General features: G+C 53.9%; 11 protein-coding genes and 1 other annotated feature (1 of these 12 running past the window's edge). All 11 genes read left to right on the top strand.

Going from position 1 to position 17,912, the window contains the following annotated elements:
* Positions 1–121, top strand: a sequence feature (ribosomal protein L10 leader region) (it extends 25 nt beyond the left edge of the window).
* A gap of 53 nt (positions 122–174) precedes the next feature.
* The 11 genes from rplJ (at position 175) to B5E62_RS15685 (ending at position 17,582) form a co-directional block, all read left to right on the top strand.
* A complete protein-coding gene (rplJ, locus tag B5E62_RS15740; RefSeq protein WP_087175469.1) occupies positions 175–741 on the top strand; it encodes a 50S ribosomal protein L10 in 567 nt (188 codons plus the stop codon).
* A gap of 76 nt (positions 742–817) precedes the next feature.
* Positions 818–1,195, top strand: coding sequence for a 50S ribosomal protein L7/L12 (gene rplL / locus B5E62_RS15735; protein WP_087175480.1), 378 nt, complete (start codon positions 818–820; stop codon positions 1,193–1,195).
* A 287-nt stretch (positions 1,196–1,482) separates the two neighbouring features.
* On the top strand, positions 1,483–5,343 hold the full coding sequence (rpoB, locus tag B5E62_RS15725; protein ID WP_087175467.1) for a DNA-directed RNA polymerase subunit beta: 3,861 nt from the start codon (positions 1,483–1,485) through the stop codon (positions 5,341–5,343).
* A 14-nt stretch (positions 5,344–5,357) separates the two neighbouring features.
* Complete coding sequence (rpoC, locus tag B5E62_RS15720) at positions 5,358–9,086, top strand: DNA-directed RNA polymerase subunit beta' (protein WP_087175466.1); 3,729 nt, start codon at positions 5,358–5,360, stop codon at positions 9,084–9,086.
* A gap of 182 nt (positions 9,087–9,268) precedes the next feature.
* Entirely contained in the window at positions 9,269–9,832 is a 564-nt protein-coding gene (locus tag B5E62_RS15715; RefSeq protein WP_087175465.1) for an HD domain-containing protein, read from the top strand.
* Positions 9,833–10,007: 175 nt separating this feature from the next.
* On the top strand, positions 10,008–11,381 hold the full coding sequence (locus B5E62_RS15710) for an LCP family protein (RefSeq protein WP_242957993.1): 1,374 nt from the start codon (positions 10,008–10,010) through the stop codon (positions 11,379–11,381).
* Positions 11,382–11,397: 16 nt separating this feature from the next.
* Entirely contained in the window at positions 11,398–11,889 is a 492-nt protein-coding gene (locus tag B5E62_RS15705; RefSeq protein ID WP_162610338.1) for a VanZ family protein, read from the top strand.
* 159 nt (positions 11,890–12,048) lie between these two features.
* Positions 12,049–12,564: a MarR family winged helix-turn-helix transcriptional regulator gene (locus B5E62_RS15700; protein WP_330398157.1), complete on the top strand. Its 516-nt coding sequence runs from the start codon at positions 12,049–12,051 to the stop codon at positions 12,562–12,564.
* Positions 12,557–14,293 carry an ABC transporter ATP-binding protein gene (locus tag B5E62_RS15695; RefSeq protein WP_087175462.1) on the top strand — a complete coding sequence of 579 codons (1,737 nt, stop codon included), beginning with the start codon at positions 12,557–12,559 and terminating at the stop codon, positions 14,291–14,293. Before B5E62_RS15700 ends, B5E62_RS15695 begins: the two co-directional genes overlap by 8 nt.
* Complete coding sequence (locus B5E62_RS15690) at positions 14,283–16,202, top strand: ABC transporter ATP-binding protein (RefSeq protein ID WP_087175461.1); 1,920 nt, start codon at positions 14,283–14,285, stop codon at positions 16,200–16,202. Before B5E62_RS15695 ends, B5E62_RS15690 begins: the two co-directional genes overlap by 11 nt.
* Before the next feature lie 402 nt (positions 16,203–16,604).
* Positions 16,605–17,582: a tyrosine-type recombinase/integrase gene (locus tag B5E62_RS15685; protein ID WP_087175460.1), complete on the top strand. Its 978-nt coding sequence runs from the start codon at positions 16,605–16,607 to the stop codon at positions 17,580–17,582.
* The last annotated feature ends 330 nt before the right edge of the window (positions 17,583–17,912 follow it).

The raw sequence follows: 17,912 nt of genomic DNA, 5'->3' as shown, positions 1-17,912 counted from the left end.
CAGCAGGTGCTGAAAAGCGTAAGTGTGAAAACGCCTGCCGAGGAAGAATAGATTTAGTACATTGCGTATGAATTTCTACCCCTCTGTGACTTTGGACGCAGAGGGGATTTTAATTCGGCCATAAATCTGTCGGCGGTGCAAGAACCAAAAATCTAACAAGGAGGTGCACCATTCGTGGCAAAAGTTGAGTTAAAACAGCCTATCGTTCAGGCGATCGTTGATGACATCACAGGCGCTGAGTCAGTCGTTCTGGTTGACTACCGCGGATTAACTGTTGCTCAGGATACAGAGCTTCGTAAACAGTTAAGAGAAGCTGGTATCATCTACAAAGTCTGCAAGAACACAATGATGAAGAGAGCTTTTGAGGGAACAGAGTTCGCAGCTCTGGAAGAGCATCTGGAAGGCCCCAGCGCTATCGCCATCTCAAAGGATGACGCTACTGCTCCGGCAACGATCCTGTGCAAATTCGCTAAGGATGCAAAGGCTCTTGAGTTAAAGGGCGGTGTTGTTGAGGGAACAGTCTATGACGTTGCCGGACTGACTGAGCTGGCTAAGATCCCGTCAAGAGAAGAACTTCTCTCCAGACTGCTTGGAAGCATGCAGTCACCGATCACAAACTTTGCTCGTGTTATCAAACAGATCGCAGAGCAGGGTGGAGAGGCTGCTCCTGCAGAGGAGAGCGCAGAGGCTCCGGCTGAGGAAGCTCCCGCAGCAGAGACAGCAGAGACTCCTGCTGAGTAAGCAGCCAGCCTGAGGGCGGCCGCAGGGCAGGAAAAAAACGAATCAAAATAAAACAAATTAAATGGAGGACAAAGAAATGGCTAAGTTAACAACAGCTGAAATGATCGAAGCGATCAAAGAGTTATCAGTATTAGAATTAAATGAGTTAGTTAAAGCATGCGAAGAAGAGTTCGGCGTATCTGCAGCAGCAGGCGTTGTAGTTGCAGCAGCAGCTGGAGACGGAGCTGCAGCAGCAGAGGAGAAAGATGAGTTCGATGTAGAGCTTGTAGCAGCAGGCGCATCCAAGGTTAAAGTCATCAAAGTTGTTCGCGAGATCACAGGTCTTGGACTGAAAGAGGCTAAAGAGCTCGTTGATGGCGCACCGAAGGTTGTTAAAGAGGGTGCTTCCAAGGCTGAGGCTGAGGAGATCAAAGCTAAACTTGAGGCTGAAGGCGCAGAGGTTAACCTTAAATAATTTAAGTGTTCAGACTATATATTATAAACTTGGACATGGCAAATTGTTTGTGAAAGATCAAAAGGACCGCTTGAGGGTTGTGCAGAATAAGACCCGCAGGCGGTTCTTTTTGCGCCTTTTTAGTAGAAAAAAGTTCTTGACACCCCTCTGGCGTTTGTTGTATTATATAGGGTGCATCATTATGAAAAACTGTGTCATGGATCATGGCACAATGTGCGAGAGTGTAATAAAAACGGGGGTTTGCTCGGTTAAACCTCACAAAAAATAAACGAGGAGTGAAACGTCATATGGAGAAAAACAGAATTCGTCCTATTAAAAGCGGAAAAAATTCGCGCATGAGTTATTCCAGGCAGAAAGAAGTGCTTCAGATGCCTAACCTGATCGAAGTCCAGAAAGACTCCTATCAGTGGTTCCTTGACGAGGGATTAAAAGAAGTATTTGATGACATTTCTCCGATCACAGACTACAGCGGAAAGCTCAGCCTGGAGTTTGTGGACTTCACCTTGTGCGAGAAAGACGTAAAGTACTCGATCGAGGAGTGTAAGGAGCGCGATGCCACCTATGCGGCTCCGCTGAAGGTGCGCGTAAGGCTTCACAACAAGGAGACAGATGAGATCAATGAGCATGAGATCTTCATGGGAGACCTGCCGCTGATGACAGCGACAGGAACTTTTGTGATCAATGGTGCAGAGCGAGTTATCGTTAGCCAGCTCGTGCGTTCGCCCGGTATCTACTACGGCATCGCGCACGACAAGCTTGGTAAAAGGCTGTTTTCCTCCACTGTCATTCCAAACCGGGGAGCATGGCTGGAATATGAGACAGATTCAAATGACGTTTTCTATGTACGTGTAGACAGAACAAGGAAGGTGCCGATCACTGTGCTGATCCGCGCCCTCGGCATCGGGACAAATCCTGAGATCGTCGAGCTGTTTGGTGAGGAACCGAAGATCATGGCGAGCTTTGAGAAGGACGCTGCCACGAATTACCAGGAAGGTCTTCTTGAACTGTACAAGAAGATCCGTCCGGGTGAGCCGCTTGCGGTGGACAGCGCCGAGAGCCTGATCACGAGCATGTTCTTTGACCCCAGACGCTATGACCTTGCAAAGGTCGGACGCTATAAATTCAATAAGAAGCTGATGCTGAGGAACCGCATCGCAGGCCATGTGCTGGCCGAGGACGCGGTGAGCCCCATCACCGGAGAGGTGATCGCCGAGGCGGGCACCAAGCTGACAAGAGAGATGGCGGATGCTATCCAGAACGCGGCCATTCCCTACGTGTGGATCGACAGACCGGAGGAGGAGAGGAAGGTAAAGGTCCTCTCCAACATGATGGTGGACCTGAAGTCCATCGTGGACATCGATCCCGGGGAAGTGGGCGTGACGGAGCTTGTCTACTATCCCGTGCTGTCTGGCCTTCTGGAGGAGACGGCAGGAGATATCGATGAGCTGAAAAGCGCCATCAAGCGGGATATCCATGACCTGATCCCGAAGCATATCACAAAGGAAGACATACTTGCTTCCATTAACTATAACATCCACCTGGAGTATGGCCTCGGAAACGACGACGATATCGACCACCTGGGCAACCGCCGTATCCGCGCCGTGGGCGAGCTGCTCCAGAACCAGTACAGGATCGGTCTGTCCCGTCTGGAGAGAGTGGTCCGCGAGAGGATGACCACACAGGACCTGGAGGGTATTTCTCCCCAGTCCCTGATCAACATCAAACCCGTGACCGCGGCGGTGAAGGAGTTCTTTGGCTCCTCCCAGCTGTCCCAGTTCATGGACCAGAACAACCCTCTGGGCGAGCTGACCCACAAGAGACGTCTGTCCGCCCTTGGACCGGGCGGTCTGTCCAGGGACCGTGCGGGATTTGAGGTCCGCGACGTACATTACTCCCACTATGGAAGGATGTGCCCCATCGAGACGCCTGAGGGACCCAACATCGGTCTGATCAACTCCCTTGCGTGCTACGCGAGGATCAACCAGTACGGGTTTGTTGAGGCTCCGTACAGAAAGATTGATAAATCCGACCCGAAAAATCCGAGAGTCACAGATGAGGTTGTCTACATGACAGCAGATGAAGAGGACAACTATCATGTGGCGCAGGCGAACACGCCCCTGGATGAGGAAGGTCATTTCGTACACAAAAATGTATCCGGTCGTTACCGGGAGGAGACGCAGGAGTACGAGCGCTCCATGTTCGACTACATGGACGTGTCCCCGAAGATGGTGTTCTCCGTGGCTACGGCCCTGATCCCCTTCCTGCAGAACGACGACGCCAACCGCGCCCTGATGGGCTCCAACATGCAGCGCCAGGCCGTGCCTCTTCTCATGACAGAGGCTCCGGTAGTCGGGACAGGTATGGAGGAGAAGGCGGCTGTCGACTCCGGCGTGTGCGTGCTGGCAGAGGAGGGCGGCGTTGTAGAGCGCTCCACCTCCAACGAAATCACGATCCGCCAGGATGACGGTGCGCTGAAGAAATACAGGCTGACCAAATTCCAGAGGAGCAATCAGAGCAACTGCTACAACCAGAGACCCATCGTGTTCAAGGGTGACAGGGTAGAGAAGGGCGAGGTCATCGCAGACGGCCCCTCCACCTCCAACGGCGAGATGGCTCTTGGAAAGAACCCCCTCATCGGATTCATGACATGGGAGGGATACAACTACGAGGATGCGGTCCTCCTGAGCGAGAGACTGGTACAGGATGACGTTTACACATCCATTCATATAGAAGAGTACGAGGCTGAGGCCCGCGACACCAAGCTGGGACCTGAGGAGATCACCAGGGATATCCCCGGCGTGGGTGACGACGCGCTGAAGAACCTGGATGAGAGAGGTATCATCCGCATCGGTGCGGAGGTGCGCGCGGGAGACATCCTGGTGGGCAAGGTGACTCCGAAGGGAGAGACCGAGCTGACCGCGGAGGAGAGACTGCTGCGGGCTATCTTCGGAGAGAAGGCGAGAGAGGTAAGAGACACTTCCCTGAAAGTGCCTCACGGCGAGTACGGTATCGTAGTCGATGCCAAGGTGTTCACGCGAGACAACGGCGATGAGCTCTCACCCGGTGTAAACCAGGCAGTCCGCATCTACATTGCCCAGAAGAGAAAGATCTCCGTGGGTGACAAGATGGCCGGACGTCACGGAAACAAGGGTGTTGTTTCCCGTGTGCTCCCCGTGGAGGATATGCCTTTCCTGCCAAACGGACGTCCCCTGGATATCGTGCTGAACCCGCTGGGCGTGCCTTCCCGTATGAACATCGGTCAGGTGCTGGAGATCCATCTGTCCCTGGCTGCCAGGGCCCTCGGCTTCAATATTGCCACACCGGTATTTGACGGTGCGGATGAGAACGACATCATGGATACACTGGACCTGGCAAACGACTACGTGAACTTAAGCTGGGAAGAGTTTGAGGCTAAACATAAAGAAGAGCTGCTGCCGGAGGTGCTCCAGTACCTGTCCGACAACAGAGAGCACAGAAAGCTGTGGAAGGGCGTGCCGATCTCCAGAGACGGAAAAGTGCGCCTGCGCGACGGACGTACCGGAGAGTTCTTTGACAGCCCGGTCACCATCGGACACATGCACTATCTGAAGCTGCACCACCTGGTAGACGACAAGATCCACGCCCGCTCCACGGGCCCCTACTCACTGGTGACACAGCAGCCTCTGGGCGGAAAAGCCCAGTTCGGCGGCCAGCGCTTCGGAGAGATGGAGGTGTGGGCTCTGGAGGCCTACGGCGCATCCTACACCCTGCAGGAGATCCTGACCGTGAAATCCGACGACGTGGTGGGACGTGTGAAGACCTACGAGGCCATCATCAAAGGGGAGAACATTCCGGAGCCCGGTATTCCGGAGGCCTTCAAGGTGCTCCTCAAGGAGCTGCAGTCGCTGGCCCTTGATGTGCGCGTGCTGCAGGGCGGCGAAGAGGTGGAGATCCTGGAGACTGTCGACATGGGCGAGACCGATTTCCGCTCCCTGATGAATGAGGACAGGAAATACCGCCATGAGGACGAGAACCTGGGTGATCACGGCTACACAGCACAGGAGTTCCAGGGAGAAGAGCTGGTGGATGTAGACGAGCCGGAGGAGGAAGACGACTACAGCGATGACCTGGGGATAGAGTTTAACGAAATATCTGACGACGAATTTTAGGAAGGGGTGCCAGTATGCCGGAAACAAAAAAGGAACAAACCTATCAGACAATGACCTTTGATGCCATCAAGATCGGGTTGGCGTCACCGGAGAAGATACTTGAGTGGTCCAGGGGCGAGGTTACCAAGCCGGAGACCATCAACTACAGGACACTGAAGCCGGAAAAGGACGGCCTGTTCTGCGAGCGCATCTTCGGACCCAGCAAGGACTGGGAGTGTCATTGTGGTAAATATAAAAAGATCCGTTACAAAGGCGTTGTCTGCGACCGCTGCGGCGTCGAAGTGACAAAATCCAGCGTGCGCCGCGAGCGTATGGGGCACATTGCCCTGGCAGCTCCGGTGTCACACATCTGGTACTTTAAGGGGATCCCGAGCCGTATGGGACTGATCCTGGATCTGTCCCCGCGGACTCTGGAGAAGGTACTGTACTTTGCCTCCTACATCGTGCTGGATAAAGGGGAGACAGACCTGATGTACAAGCAGGTGCTGTCCGAGCAGGAGTACCAGGAAGCCAGAGAGAAATGGGGAAGAGCCTTCCGCGTCGGAATGGGTGCGGAGGCTGTCAAGGAGCTCCTGGAATCCATTGACCTTGACAAGGAATACGAGGAGCTGACAGCAGGGCTGGAGGGAGCCAGCGGCCAGAAGCGGGCGAGGATCGTGAAGCGCCTGGAGGTAGTGGAAGCCTTCCGGGAGTCCGGCAACAAGCCGGAGTGGATGATCCTGACAGCCATCCCGGTCATCCCGCCGGACCTCCGTCCCATGGTACAGCTGGACGGCGGACGCTTCGCCACCAGCGACTTAAATGACCTTTACAGAAGGATCATCAACAGGAACAACCGTCTGAAGCGTCTGCTTGAGCTGGGCGCTCCGGACATTATCGTAAGAAATGAAAAGAGGATGCTGCAGGAGGCGGTGGACGCCCTCATCGACAACGGAAGAAGAGGACGTCCGGTCACAGGACCCGGAAACCGTGCCCTCAAGTCTCTGTCCGATATGATGAAAGGAAAATCCGGACGTTTCCGTCAGAACCTTCTGGGAAAACGTGTGGACTACTCCGGACGTTCCGTTATCGTCGTGGGACCGGAGCTGAAGATCTATCAGTGTGGTCTCCCGAAAGAAATGGCTATCGAGCTGTTCAAGCCCTTTGTTATGAAGGAGCTGGTACAGAACGGCACAGCCCACAACATCAAGAACGCAAAGAAAATGGTGGAGAGGCTCCAGCCCGAGGTGTGGGATGTGCTGGAGGACGTCATCAAGGAGCACCCGGTCATGCTGAACCGTGCCCCTACGCTGCACAGACTGGGTATCCAGGCATTTGAGCCCATCCTTGTAGAGGGTAAAGCAATCAAGCTCCACCCCCTTGTATGTACCGCCTACAACGCGGACTTTGACGGAGACCAGATGGCTGTCCATCTGCCCCTGTCCGTGGAGGCCCAGGCGGAGTGCCGTTTCCTCCTGCTGTCGCCGAACAACCTTCTGAAGCCGTCAGACGGCGGACCGGTGGCTGTTCCCTCGCAGGATATGGTCCTTGGTATCTACTATCTGACACAGGAGAGACCGGGAGCCATGGGAGAGGGCAAATTCTTCAAGAATGTAAATGAGGCTATCCTGGCCTATGAGAACCAGGCTCTGACACTCCACTCCAAGATCAAAGTGCGTGTGTCCAGGACCATGCCCGACGGGACTGTGAAGACAGGGACCATCGAATCCACCCTGGGAAGGATGCTCTTCAATGAGATCATCCCTCAGGACCTGGGCTTTGTAGACCGCGAGGTGGAGGGAAATGAGCTCCTGCCGGAGATTGATTTCCACGTGGGCAAGAAGCAGTTAAAGCAGATCCTTGAGAAGGTCATCAACACCCACGGCGCCACAGCTACCGCGGAGGTGCTGGACAATGTAAAGGCCATCGGCTACAAGTACTCCACAAGAGCGGCCATGACCGTGTCCATTTCCGATATGACCGTGCCGCCTCAGAAGCCTGAGATGATCGAGCAGGCCCAGGAGACGGTGGACCGCATCACAAAGAACTTCAAGCGCGGTCTGATCACAGAGGAGGAGCGCTACAAAGAAGTCGTGGAGACATGGAAGGCCACCGACGATGCCCTGACAGAGGCGCTGCTTTCCGGTCTGGATAAATACAACAACATCTTCATGATGGCGGACTCCGGAGCCCGCGGATCTGACAAGCAGATTAAACAGCTTGCCGGCATGCGCGGTCTGATGGCAGATACGACAGGACGTACCATCGAGCTGCCTATCAAGTCCAACTTCCGTGAAGGTCTGGACGTACTGGAGTACTTCATGTCCGCCCACGGAGCGCGTAAAGGTCTGTCCGATACGGCTCTTCGTACAGCTGACTCCGGTTACCTGACGAGACGTCTGGTAGACGTGTCCCAGGAGCTCATCATCCGGGAGGTAGACTGCCGCCAGGAGGGAGACGAGATCCCGGGCATGTACGTACATGCTTTCATGGAGGGCAACGAGGAGATCGAGAGCCTGCAGGAGCGTATCACAGGGCGGTACCTGTGCGAGAGCATCAAGGATAAGGACGGCAATGTGCTGGTGAAGGCCAACCACATGGTTACTCCGAAGCGTGCGGAGCTGATCATGAAGAAGGGCGTGGACGAGAACGGCGAGACGCCTAAGAAGATCAAGATCCGTACCATCCTGACCTGCCGCTGCCACAACGGCGTGTGCGCGAAGTGCTACGGCGCCAACATGGCCACAGGCGAGCCGGTCCAGGTGGGCGAGGCTGTCGGCATCATCGCCGCCCAGTCCATCGGTGAGCCGGGTACACAGCTTACCATGCGTACCTTCCACACCGGAGGTGTGGCCGGAGACGATATCACACAGGGTCTTCCCCGTGTGGAGGAGCTCTTCGAGGCGAGAAAGCCGAAGGGTCTTGCCATCATCACAGAGTTTGCAGGAAAAGCTGTCATCAACGACACAAAGAAAAAGCGTGAGGTCATCGTCACCAACGACGAGACAGGCGAGTCCAAGGCCTACCTCATCCCCTACGGATCGCGCATCAAGATCCAGGACGGACAGGAGCTTGAGGCCGGCGACGAGCTCACAGAGGGTAGCGTGAACCCCCATGATATCCTGAAGATCAAGGGACTGAGGGCTGTGCAGGATTACATGATCCAGGAGGTGCAGCGCGTATACCGTCTCCAGGGTGTTGATATCAACGATAAGCACATCGAGGTCATCGTGCGCCAGATGCTGAAGAAGATCCGCGTGGAAGAGAGCGGAGACACAGGCTATCTGCCGGGCACCATGGTAGATGCGCTGGAGTTCGAGGACAAGAACAAAGAGCTCACGGCAGAGGGTAAAGAGCCGGCCACGGGCGAGCAGATCATGCTCGGTATCACAAAGGCATCCCTCGCCACCAACTCCTTCCTGTCAGCCGCCTCCTTCCAGGAGACGACCAAGGTGCTGACAGAGGCGGCCATCAAGGGCAAGATCGATCCGCTGGTCGGCCTTAAGGAGAACGTCATCATCGGTAAGCACATCCCGGCCGGTACTGGTATGAAAAAATACCGGGACGTAAGACTCAGCACAGAGCTGGGCATGGAGGAGGATGACGACGATATCCTGGCGGACGACATGGTATCCGCCGACGAGCTGCCGGATGCTCAGCTGACAGAGGAGACAGAGGTTTCCTTATCAGAGGAGCAGGAGACAGCGGCAGGAGAGACTGAGGAGGAGGCTGTGGCTGACGACTCGGACATCATCCTGCAGTAGACGGTATCTGTAATAAAAAATAAAGAGTAAGAGCAATGAGGCGGAAGACGAAGAAAGTCTTCCGCCTTTGACTGCTCATAAAGCAGATGAACGGACGGCAAAAGCTGAAAAAGAGTGTTATCATTTCACAGGGGATGTGCTAATATAGAACACAGGAGAAAGCTATAGAGGAGGAAAAGACAATGAACAGAGAGCAGGCACACGACATTCTCATGAAATACATGCAGGGAGAGAATTACATCACCCACTCCTATGCGGTGGAGGCGATCATGAAGGGACTTGCGAAGCGCCTTGCCCCGGATCAGGTAGAGTACTGGGGCATTGTAGGACTGCTTCATGATCTGGACGAGGAGCAGTGCGACTGGGAACACGATATGAGTGTTCATGGTCCCACATCGGTTGAAATCCTGAAAAAGGAAGGGGTTGATGATCCGGTGCTCTTTGACGCCATTAAAGCCCACAATCCCAAATGCGGCATGAAGGCAAAGACCAATCTGCAGTATGCTGTTCTGGCCGCAGATCCCATGAGTGGCTTTATCAAGGCTGTGGCACAGATTTATCCGGACAAGAGGATTGCCAGTGTAAAGCACAAATCAGTGATCAAGCGCTTTAACGAGTCGCGCTTTGCTAAGGGGGCCAACAGAGATTACATGGAGATGATCGAATTTACCGGCCTTTCCCTGGATGACCTGATCGATATTGCCCTGGAGGAAATGGGTGCCATTGCGGACGTGCTGGGGCTTTAAAAGGGCCTGGCTCCCGGAAAGTATGATATCGGGGAAATGAGGTATACTATCTGAAGACAGAAATATAAAGGAGATCTGACTGATGATGTGCAGCCGCAGATACCACGGATCGAAGAGGGGAGAACCGCTATTTCATAAAAAGGAGAAAAAGAAAATCCACCCAGCATGTATTGCTGTGGCTGGCATCCAGCTGGTCATTTCCGCACTTTTTTTCGTAGTGCTTTGGAGAGGTGGGCTGCTCCCGGCCGGCTACATGGCGGCGGCTGCCCTGGTCCTCCTCCTGCTGCAGACGGTGACAGTGGGGCTCCAGCTTGTGGGGAGCAGAGGCTGGCTTGCAGGCTGTGTCCTGGCCTTGTTTGTGAGCGCCGCCCTGGGGTTCGGAGCCGCCTATCTGTACAGAGCGGACCGCCTGCTGGCAGATGTAGGAGGAGCAGACTACAAGACGGACAGCATGGCTGTGGTTGTCAGGAGGGAGGATCCGGCTCAGATCCTGGCGGATGTGAAAAATTACCGCTTTGGGACCCAGAATGTTCTGGATCAGGAAAACACGTCCAGAATGCTGGAGGACGTGAAGGACAATATCGGCAGGGAACCCAATGTGACAGAGTACGGCTCAGTTCAGGAGATGGCCCGGGCACTTCTGGATGGAAGCGTCAATGCACTGATCTATAACCAGGCATTTGATACGGTGATCGGGGAGAGCATTGAGGGCTACAGTGACCAGGTGAGGGTGCTGTACCAGTATGGCATCAATACGCCTATTGAAAACGAGGAGGCAGATGTAAAGCAGCCCTTTAACATCTATATCAGCGGTATTGATGTCTCCGGAGATATTGCTACAAACAGCCGCAGTGACGTGAATATCATCATGACTGTCAACCCGGAGACAAAGGAGATCCTTCTTACCACGACACCCAGAGACTACTATGTGCAGCTGCCGGGAGTATCCGGTGAGTCTAGAGACAAGCTGACCCATGCAGGCATTTACGGGGTAGACGTCTCCATGGCTGCCCTGGAGGCTCTGTACGGCATAGACATCACCTACTATGCCAGAGTAAATTTCACCTCTCTCATTACTATTGTGGATGCCCTGGGAGGCATAGACGTGCAGTCGGAGCATGCCTTTGAGGCGGGTGGCTATCAGTTTGTCCGGGGGAGCAACCATCTGGACGGAGAACAGGCTCTGGTCTTTTCACGGGAGCGGTACAGCTTTGAGAGCGGTGACAATCAGAGAGGCAGGAATCAGGAGGCTGTGCTGACAGCCATTCTCCAGAAAGCCATGTCGCCGGCCATCCTGAAAAATGCGGATCAGATCCTGGCCAGGGTAAGCCAGTCTGTGCAGACCAATATGACCCGGGAGGAGATGGCAGAATTTATCCGTATGCAGATTGCGGACCCATCCGGCTGGAGTATTGAAGCTGTTGCAGCCGCAGGCACGGGGGATATGCAGAGCTGCTTTTCATCGGGAAGCCAGCTGCTCTATGTCATGCGGCCGGATGAAGCTTCCGTCAGCGGGATCACGGAGAGAATGCGGCAGGTGCTGGAGTAAACAGAGAGGAAAAGGAATGAAGAAAAATATATGGACGCTGGCAGTGCTCCTGTGGATGTGCATCATCTTCTGGTTTTCCGCAAAGCCGGCGGACGAGTCCGCCCACATGAGCCGGTCTGTGGGACATCTGGCGGGAGAGCTGCTGGTGAAGGACTTTCGGGAGTGGGCGCCGGAGGAACAGGATGCCTTTGCCGGAAGGATAGACCATTTTGTGCGAAAGAGTGCCCATGCTGCAGAGTATGCGGTGCTTGGGATCCTCCTGGGAGGAATGTACGCCTCCTGGAGTCTGTGCGGCAGGAGACACTTCCTCCTGGCGCTTGGAAGCGGAGTCCTCTATGCGGCCACAGATGAGTTCCATCAGCTTTTTGTTCCGGGAAGAAGCGGACAGCTCTCGGACGTGCTCCTGGACAGCGGCGGAGTGCTGGCAGGGACGCTTCTGTACATAGGCGCTGTATGGCTTGTCGGGCGTCTGCATAAGAGAGAGGAAAAAGAGAGTACTGTCTATTGAATGGATACCGCGCTTCAGGCGCGGTATTTCTGGATTAAAATCCTGACGAAAAATCTTACATTTTGTTCCCCTGTTTTTTACAAAAAGACAGTTGACATTATATTCTGTTTGTATATAATATATTGTTAGTTCCCGAATTGTTAGCTACCGAACAACACAGTGAAAGAGGAAAGGGATGGAACCATGGGAGAGGATGCGGGAAAGTGGATCAACCGAGTTTCCCATCAATTGAAAAGACAGATGTTCTGTGAGGAACAGCAGCAGGGGCAAAACGATCTCACCAACATGCAGAAGCATATTCTGCATTTTATTTTGCTTGAAACGATCCACAGAGATCTTTACCAGAGGGACCTGGAAAAGGAATTCAAGGTGCGCAGGTCCACTGCCACAGGAACACTCCAGCTTTTGGAGAAAAAGGGTTACCTTTACCGGGAGCCCGTGAAGGAGGACGCAAGGCTGAAGCGGATCGTCCCAACCCGGAGAGCGCTGGAGCTGCGGGGACAGCTGCTGGAAAATATCCGCAGGAGGGAAGCGCAGATAAGAAAGGGAATTCCCGAGGAGGATATGGAAATATTTGTCCGGGTGCTGATGCAGATATCCGCCAACCTCTCTAACGGGGAAAAGCAGAAGGAGATGGAACTAAGTATGGAAGGAAAGGGAGAGTCAGATGAATAGGAAACTACTGAAATCTGTGCGGGAGTACAAGAAGCAGGCATTCCTGGCGCCTGTCCTGGTGACGCTGGAGGTACTGCTGGAGGTGCTGATCCCGCTCCTGATGGCGAATATCATCGACATTGGGATCATGGAAGGAAATATGAATTACATTATAAAGATGGGCATCGTCCTTGTCATCATGGCTATGCTGTCTCTGGCCTTCGGCGCCAAGGCCGGGCAGGTGGCTGCCGTTGCTGCCGCCGGGTACGCCAAGAACCTGAGGCATGACATCTTTTACAAGATCCAGGAATTCTCGTTCGGAAACATAGATCATTTCTCTACGTCCAGTCTTGTGACGAGGCTGACGACAGATATCACCAACGTGCAGATGGCCTTTATGTTCTCGATCCGCATGCTGGCGAGGGCCCCCATCATGGTGGTGCTCTCCTGGATCATGACAGCAACGATCAGCCTGAAGATTGCCTTCCTCATGCTGGTCACGATCCCGATACTGGGGGGCGTGCTGATCTTTATTGCCAAGAAGGCACATCCCCACTTTATCGCTGTGTTTGACGAGTATGATGTGCTGAACAATACTGTGCAGGAGAATGTAAATGCGGCCAGGGTCGTGAAGGCATATGTGCGGGAGGAGCATGAGAACGGGAAGTTCCATAAGATTTCGCAGAAGGTGTTCGAGCTCTTCACAAAGGCGGAGATGCTCGTATCCTGGAACGCGCCGGTCATGAACTTTGTCATGTACACGGTCGTGCTGCTCATTGTGCTCCTGGGCGGCGAGGATATCGTGCTCGGCACGATGATGACAGGTGAGCTGACAAGTATCATGGTGTATGCCATGCAGATACTCATGTCCCTGATGATGGTATCCTTCGTTTTTGTTATGATCATGATCGCCGAAGCGTCTTCAGACAGGATCAAAGAGGTGCTGGAGGAGGTGCCGGAGATGGTGGACAAGGAGGATGCCCTTACAGATGTGGCAAACGGGGACATTGACTTTGAGCATGTGGACTTCAGCTATGCGGGAGAGGACGGAAATCTGTCTCTGAAGGACGTGAACCTTCACATTAAGAGCGGACAGATCGTCGGCATCATCGGCGGGACCGGAAGCGCCAAATCCACCCTGGTGCAGCTCATTCCCCGTCTGTACGACGTGACCCGCGGCTGCGTGAAGGTGGGCGGGCAGGATGTCCGCAGATACAATCTGGAGAAGCTCCGGGATCAGGTATCCATGGTGCTCCAGAAGAACGTTCTCTTTACGGGAAGCATTTACGAAAATATCCGCTGGGGCGATGAGAACGCCACCAACGAGGAGGTGCGCAGAGTCTGCAGGCTTGCCCAGGCAGACGGCTTTATCAGTGAGTTCCCGGCCGGGTACAACACGATGATCGTGGAGGGAGGAAACAATGTGTCCGGCGGCCAGAAGCAGAGGCTCTGTATCGCCAGAGCTCTTCTCAAGAAGCCAAAGATCCTGATCCTCGACGACTCCACAAGCGCGGTAGACACAAGGACAGACGCCCTGATCCGCAAGGCGTTCAGGGAGGAGATCCCGGATACGACAAAGATCATCATCGCCCAGAGGATTTCCTCTGTGGAGGACGCGGACATGATCATTGTCATGGACAATGGACAGATCAACGGTATCGGAACCTCTGAGGAACTTCTGAAGACAAACGCGATCTACCGCGAGGTCTATGAATCACAGGTGAAAGGAGGAGCTGAAAATGAGCAATAACGGAAGCGCAAATGCCGCAGGCGCAAGGGGCGGAAAGCCCAAGGTTACAAAGAATACGATCAAGACAGCAAAGAGACTGCTGGGCTATGTGACAGGCACGTACAAGGCACAGTTCATACTGGTGCTGTTCTGCATCCTGATCAGCTCCATTGCAAGCATTTCCGTCTCCCTGTCACTCCGGTTCCTGCTGGATGATTTTATCATTCCGCTGATCGGCCACCAGGATCCGGATTTCTCGGAGCTCTACACGGCGCTGGCTGTGCTGGCCTGCATTTTTGCCCTTGGTGTTGTGGCCACCTTCCTCTACACGAGGACTATGGTCACGATCGGACAGGGCGTGCTCAAGCGCGTCCGCGACGAGATGTTTGAGCATATGCAGACGCTGCCGATCCGTTATTTTGACCAGAATACAAACGGCTCCATCATGAGCCTTTACACAAACGATACAGACACGCTGCGCCAGATGATCAACCAGTCCATCCCACAGGTGCTCATGTCGGCCCTGATGATCGTTGTCACCTTCATTGCCATGCTGGTGCTGAGCCCGATCCTGACGGTCCTGGCGATCCTGGTCATCATCCTGATGATCGCCGTGTCCCGCTTTATCGGTGGAAACAGCGGCAAGTATTTTATCCGTCAGCAGCTCGATTTGGCGAACATCACAGGGTTTGTAGAAGAGCGGATGAATGGACAGAGAGTGGTAAAGGTATTTAACCACGAGAAAAAATCCGAGGAAGAGTTTGATGCCCTGAATGAAAAGCTTTTTGAGAGCGCTGCAAATGCACACACCTTTGCCAGTATCATGGGCCCGATCATCGGAAATATCGGTAACCTGCAGTTTGTCCTGACAGCTGTTTTGGGCGGCTTCCTGTCCATCATGGGAATAGGGAACATTACCCTGGGAGTCATGGCGTCCTATCTGCAGTTCACCAAGAGCTTTACGCAGCCCTTCATGCAGGTGGCGCAGCAGTTTAACTCTATCATCATGGCTCTTGCCGGAGCGGAGCGCATCTTTAATATGATGGATGAGGCGCCGGAGGTGGACGAGGGATATGTTACCCTGGTCAACGCCCGGAGGAAGGCCGACGGGACTATTGAAGAGTGCCAGGAGCGCACGGGCCTGTGGGCCTGGAAGCACCCCCATCAGGCGGACGGCACAGTCACCTACACGGAGCTGAAGGGAGATGTGCGGTTCTTTGACATGTCCTTTGGCTATGAGCCGGAGCACATGGTTCTCCACGACCTGACTCTCTACGCAAAGCCGGGACAGAAGCTGGCCTTCGTCGGCTCCACGGGTGCGGGAAAGACCACCATCACCAATCTCATCAACCGGTTCTACGATGTGCAGGACGGCAAGATCCGATACGACGGCATCAACATCAACAAGATCAGGAAGGCGGACCTGCGCCACTCCCTCGGCATCGTGCTCCAGGATACGCACCTGTTCACAGGGACCATCATGGACAACATCCGCTACGGAAAGCTGGATGCCACGGACGAGGAGGTCTACAATGCAGCGAAGCTGGCCCATGCGGACGGATTTATCCGCATGCTGCCCCAGGGCTATGACACCATGCTGACCAGCGACGGGGAGGAGCTCTCCCAGGGACAGCGCCAGCTCCTCGCCATTGCGAGGGCAGCCGTGGCTGACCCGCCGGTCCTCATACTGGACGAGGCGACCTCCAGCATCGATACAAGGACCGAGAGCATCGTGCAGAAGGGTATGGATAACCTGATGAAGGGGCGCACCGTGTTCGTCATCGCCCACAGGCTCTCCACCATCCGCAACAGCGACGCCATCATGGTGCTGGAGCACGGCCGCATCATCGAGAGGGGCACCCACGAGGACCTGCTGGCCCAGAAGGGCACCTACTATCAGCTGTACACAGGAAAGCTGGAGCTGTCGTAGGAAGAGAAAAGAGAATGAGAAAACTCCACCGGTGTATTTGCCGGTGGAGTTTTTTGGTCCGGTATGCGATCGATAAACGGAGAGGACTTCTACACAGCTACAGAATAGCTGTCCAGATCCTGTCTGATCATACCGGAGTTGACCCAGCATTTCAGAAGTGAACGGATCTGTTTTGTTATGTGCTCTCTATCCATTACCTGGTATTGTGACATCTCATCAATGAGCTCCTCGGCAGAAAAATCTCTGGATTTTGCCAAAACCATATTATAAACGGCAAAATTCAAATTTTTTATTTATTCCCCTGCGGGATTGCAGGGCGCCAAATGAGCTTCCTCCAGGAGAATAGAATCCCGTCAAACCGTCCGATATAATTTTTACAAAAAAGAGAGGACGGTTGGATCAATGGAGAACAAAAGAGACATATCTGTGCTGCACCGGCAGGAGCTGGCTCACATAGCGGTCTTCTGGCTGGAAAGCGCCAGGAAGAGGATCAAGGAATCCTCCTACATCAAGTACGGGAACCTTCTGAAAAACCACATTCTCCCAGAGCTGGGTGAACTGTGTGTCACGGAGCTCTCCACGGAGCGGGTGGACCACTTTGTCCGGCGCAAGCTGTCGGAAGGACGCAGGGATCACAGGGGCGGTCTGGCGGAGAAGACGGTGAAGGATATACTGGCGGTCCTGAAGGAGGTGTGCAGCTTTGCCTCCCAGATGGGATGGGAGATCCCGTGCCGTTTTGAGCTGATACGGCTGCGGCGGCAGGAGCGGCAGATCCGGATCCTGAACAGGGAGGAGCAGAGAGCGCTGGGAGCCTTTCTCTTCCGTGATGGGGAGCTTTTAAAGACGGGTATACTGCTCAGCCTCTACATGGGACTGCGGATCGGGGAGGTCTGTGCCCTTAAGCGTGAGCATATCCGCTATGAGGAGGCGGTGCTGCAGGTGCGGCTCACCATGCAGCGCATCCAGGACCCGGAGGCGCCCGGAGGGAAAAGGACCAAGATCATTGTGACAGCCCCCAAGAGCAGCAAATCTCTGCGGGACATCCCTATCCCGCCGCCTCTCTTCAGGAGACTTCTCACTCTTGCAGAGGACGTGCCGGACAATGCCTATGTACTGACCGGGCGGCCGGACCGGTTCATAGAACCCAGGACAATGGAAAACGTGTTTAAGCGCTACCTGAGAGAATGCCACATGCCGGACATCAACTACCATGCACTCCGGCACACCTTTGCCACCCGCTGTATTGAGAACGGCTTTGACGTGAAGACGCTCAGCGAGATCCTGGGACATGCCAACGTAAATATCACCCTGAACAGATATGTCCACTCCTCCATGGAGCGAAAGCGGGAAAATATGGGCAGACTTCAGGTGCTGTACTAAATCAAAAAGCCATTGCCTGGCCGGTGAAGAGCGGTTCTTCATCTGTCAGGCAATGGCTTTTTTCGTAGAGTAATCAGCTCTACGAAACCACAGGGAATAAAAACGGAGATAAAATAAGATAAAAATGCAGAAATCAATTGATCATATTTACTCTAAACAGTGAAAAACCTGGGAACGCACTCTGTAATCTTACCCAAAGTTAACACGCCGGGCTAAATTGAAATTTTAAATTCCAGTGCGGGGGTAAATTCCACCATACTTTATATTTTGCAGATTTTATAGGAAATTTTTAAGCGAAATCTCCTGTTTTCTGCTATAATTAGCTAAACT

Source organism: Lachnoclostridium sp. An118, assembly GCF_002160985.1.
GTDB lineage: Bacteria > Bacillota > Clostridia > Lachnospirales > Lachnospiraceae > Claveliimonas > Claveliimonas stercoravium.
This window is presented reverse-complemented; position numbering and strand designations above follow the sequence as displayed.

Coding starts and splice junctions, on each gene's coding strand:
- rplL (WP_087175480.1), top strand. CDS start 818: ATGGCTAAGTTAACAACAGCTGAAATGATCGAAGCGATCAAAGAGTTA.
- rpoB (WP_087175467.1), top strand. CDS start 1,483: ATGGAGAAAAACAGAATTCGTCCTATTAAAAGCGGAAAAAATTCGCGC.
- rpoC (WP_087175466.1), top strand. CDS start 5,358: ATGCCGGAAACAAAAAAGGAACAAACCTATCAGACAATGACCTTTGAT.
- B5E62_RS15715 (WP_087175465.1), top strand. CDS start 9,269: ATGAACAGAGAGCAGGCACACGACATTCTCATGAAATACATGCAGGGA.
- B5E62_RS15705 (WP_162610338.1), top strand. CDS start 11,398: ATGAAGAAAAATATATGGACGCTGGCAGTGCTCCTGTGGATGTGCATC.
- B5E62_RS15695 (WP_087175462.1), top strand. CDS start 12,557: ATGAATAGGAAACTACTGAAATCTGTGCGGGAGTACAAGAAGCAGGCA.
- B5E62_RS15690 (WP_087175461.1), top strand. CDS start 14,283: ATGAGCAATAACGGAAGCGCAAATGCCGCAGGCGCAAGGGGCGGAAAG.
- B5E62_RS15685 (WP_087175460.1), top strand. CDS start 16,605: ATGGAGAACAAAAGAGACATATCTGTGCTGCACCGGCAGGAGCTGGCT.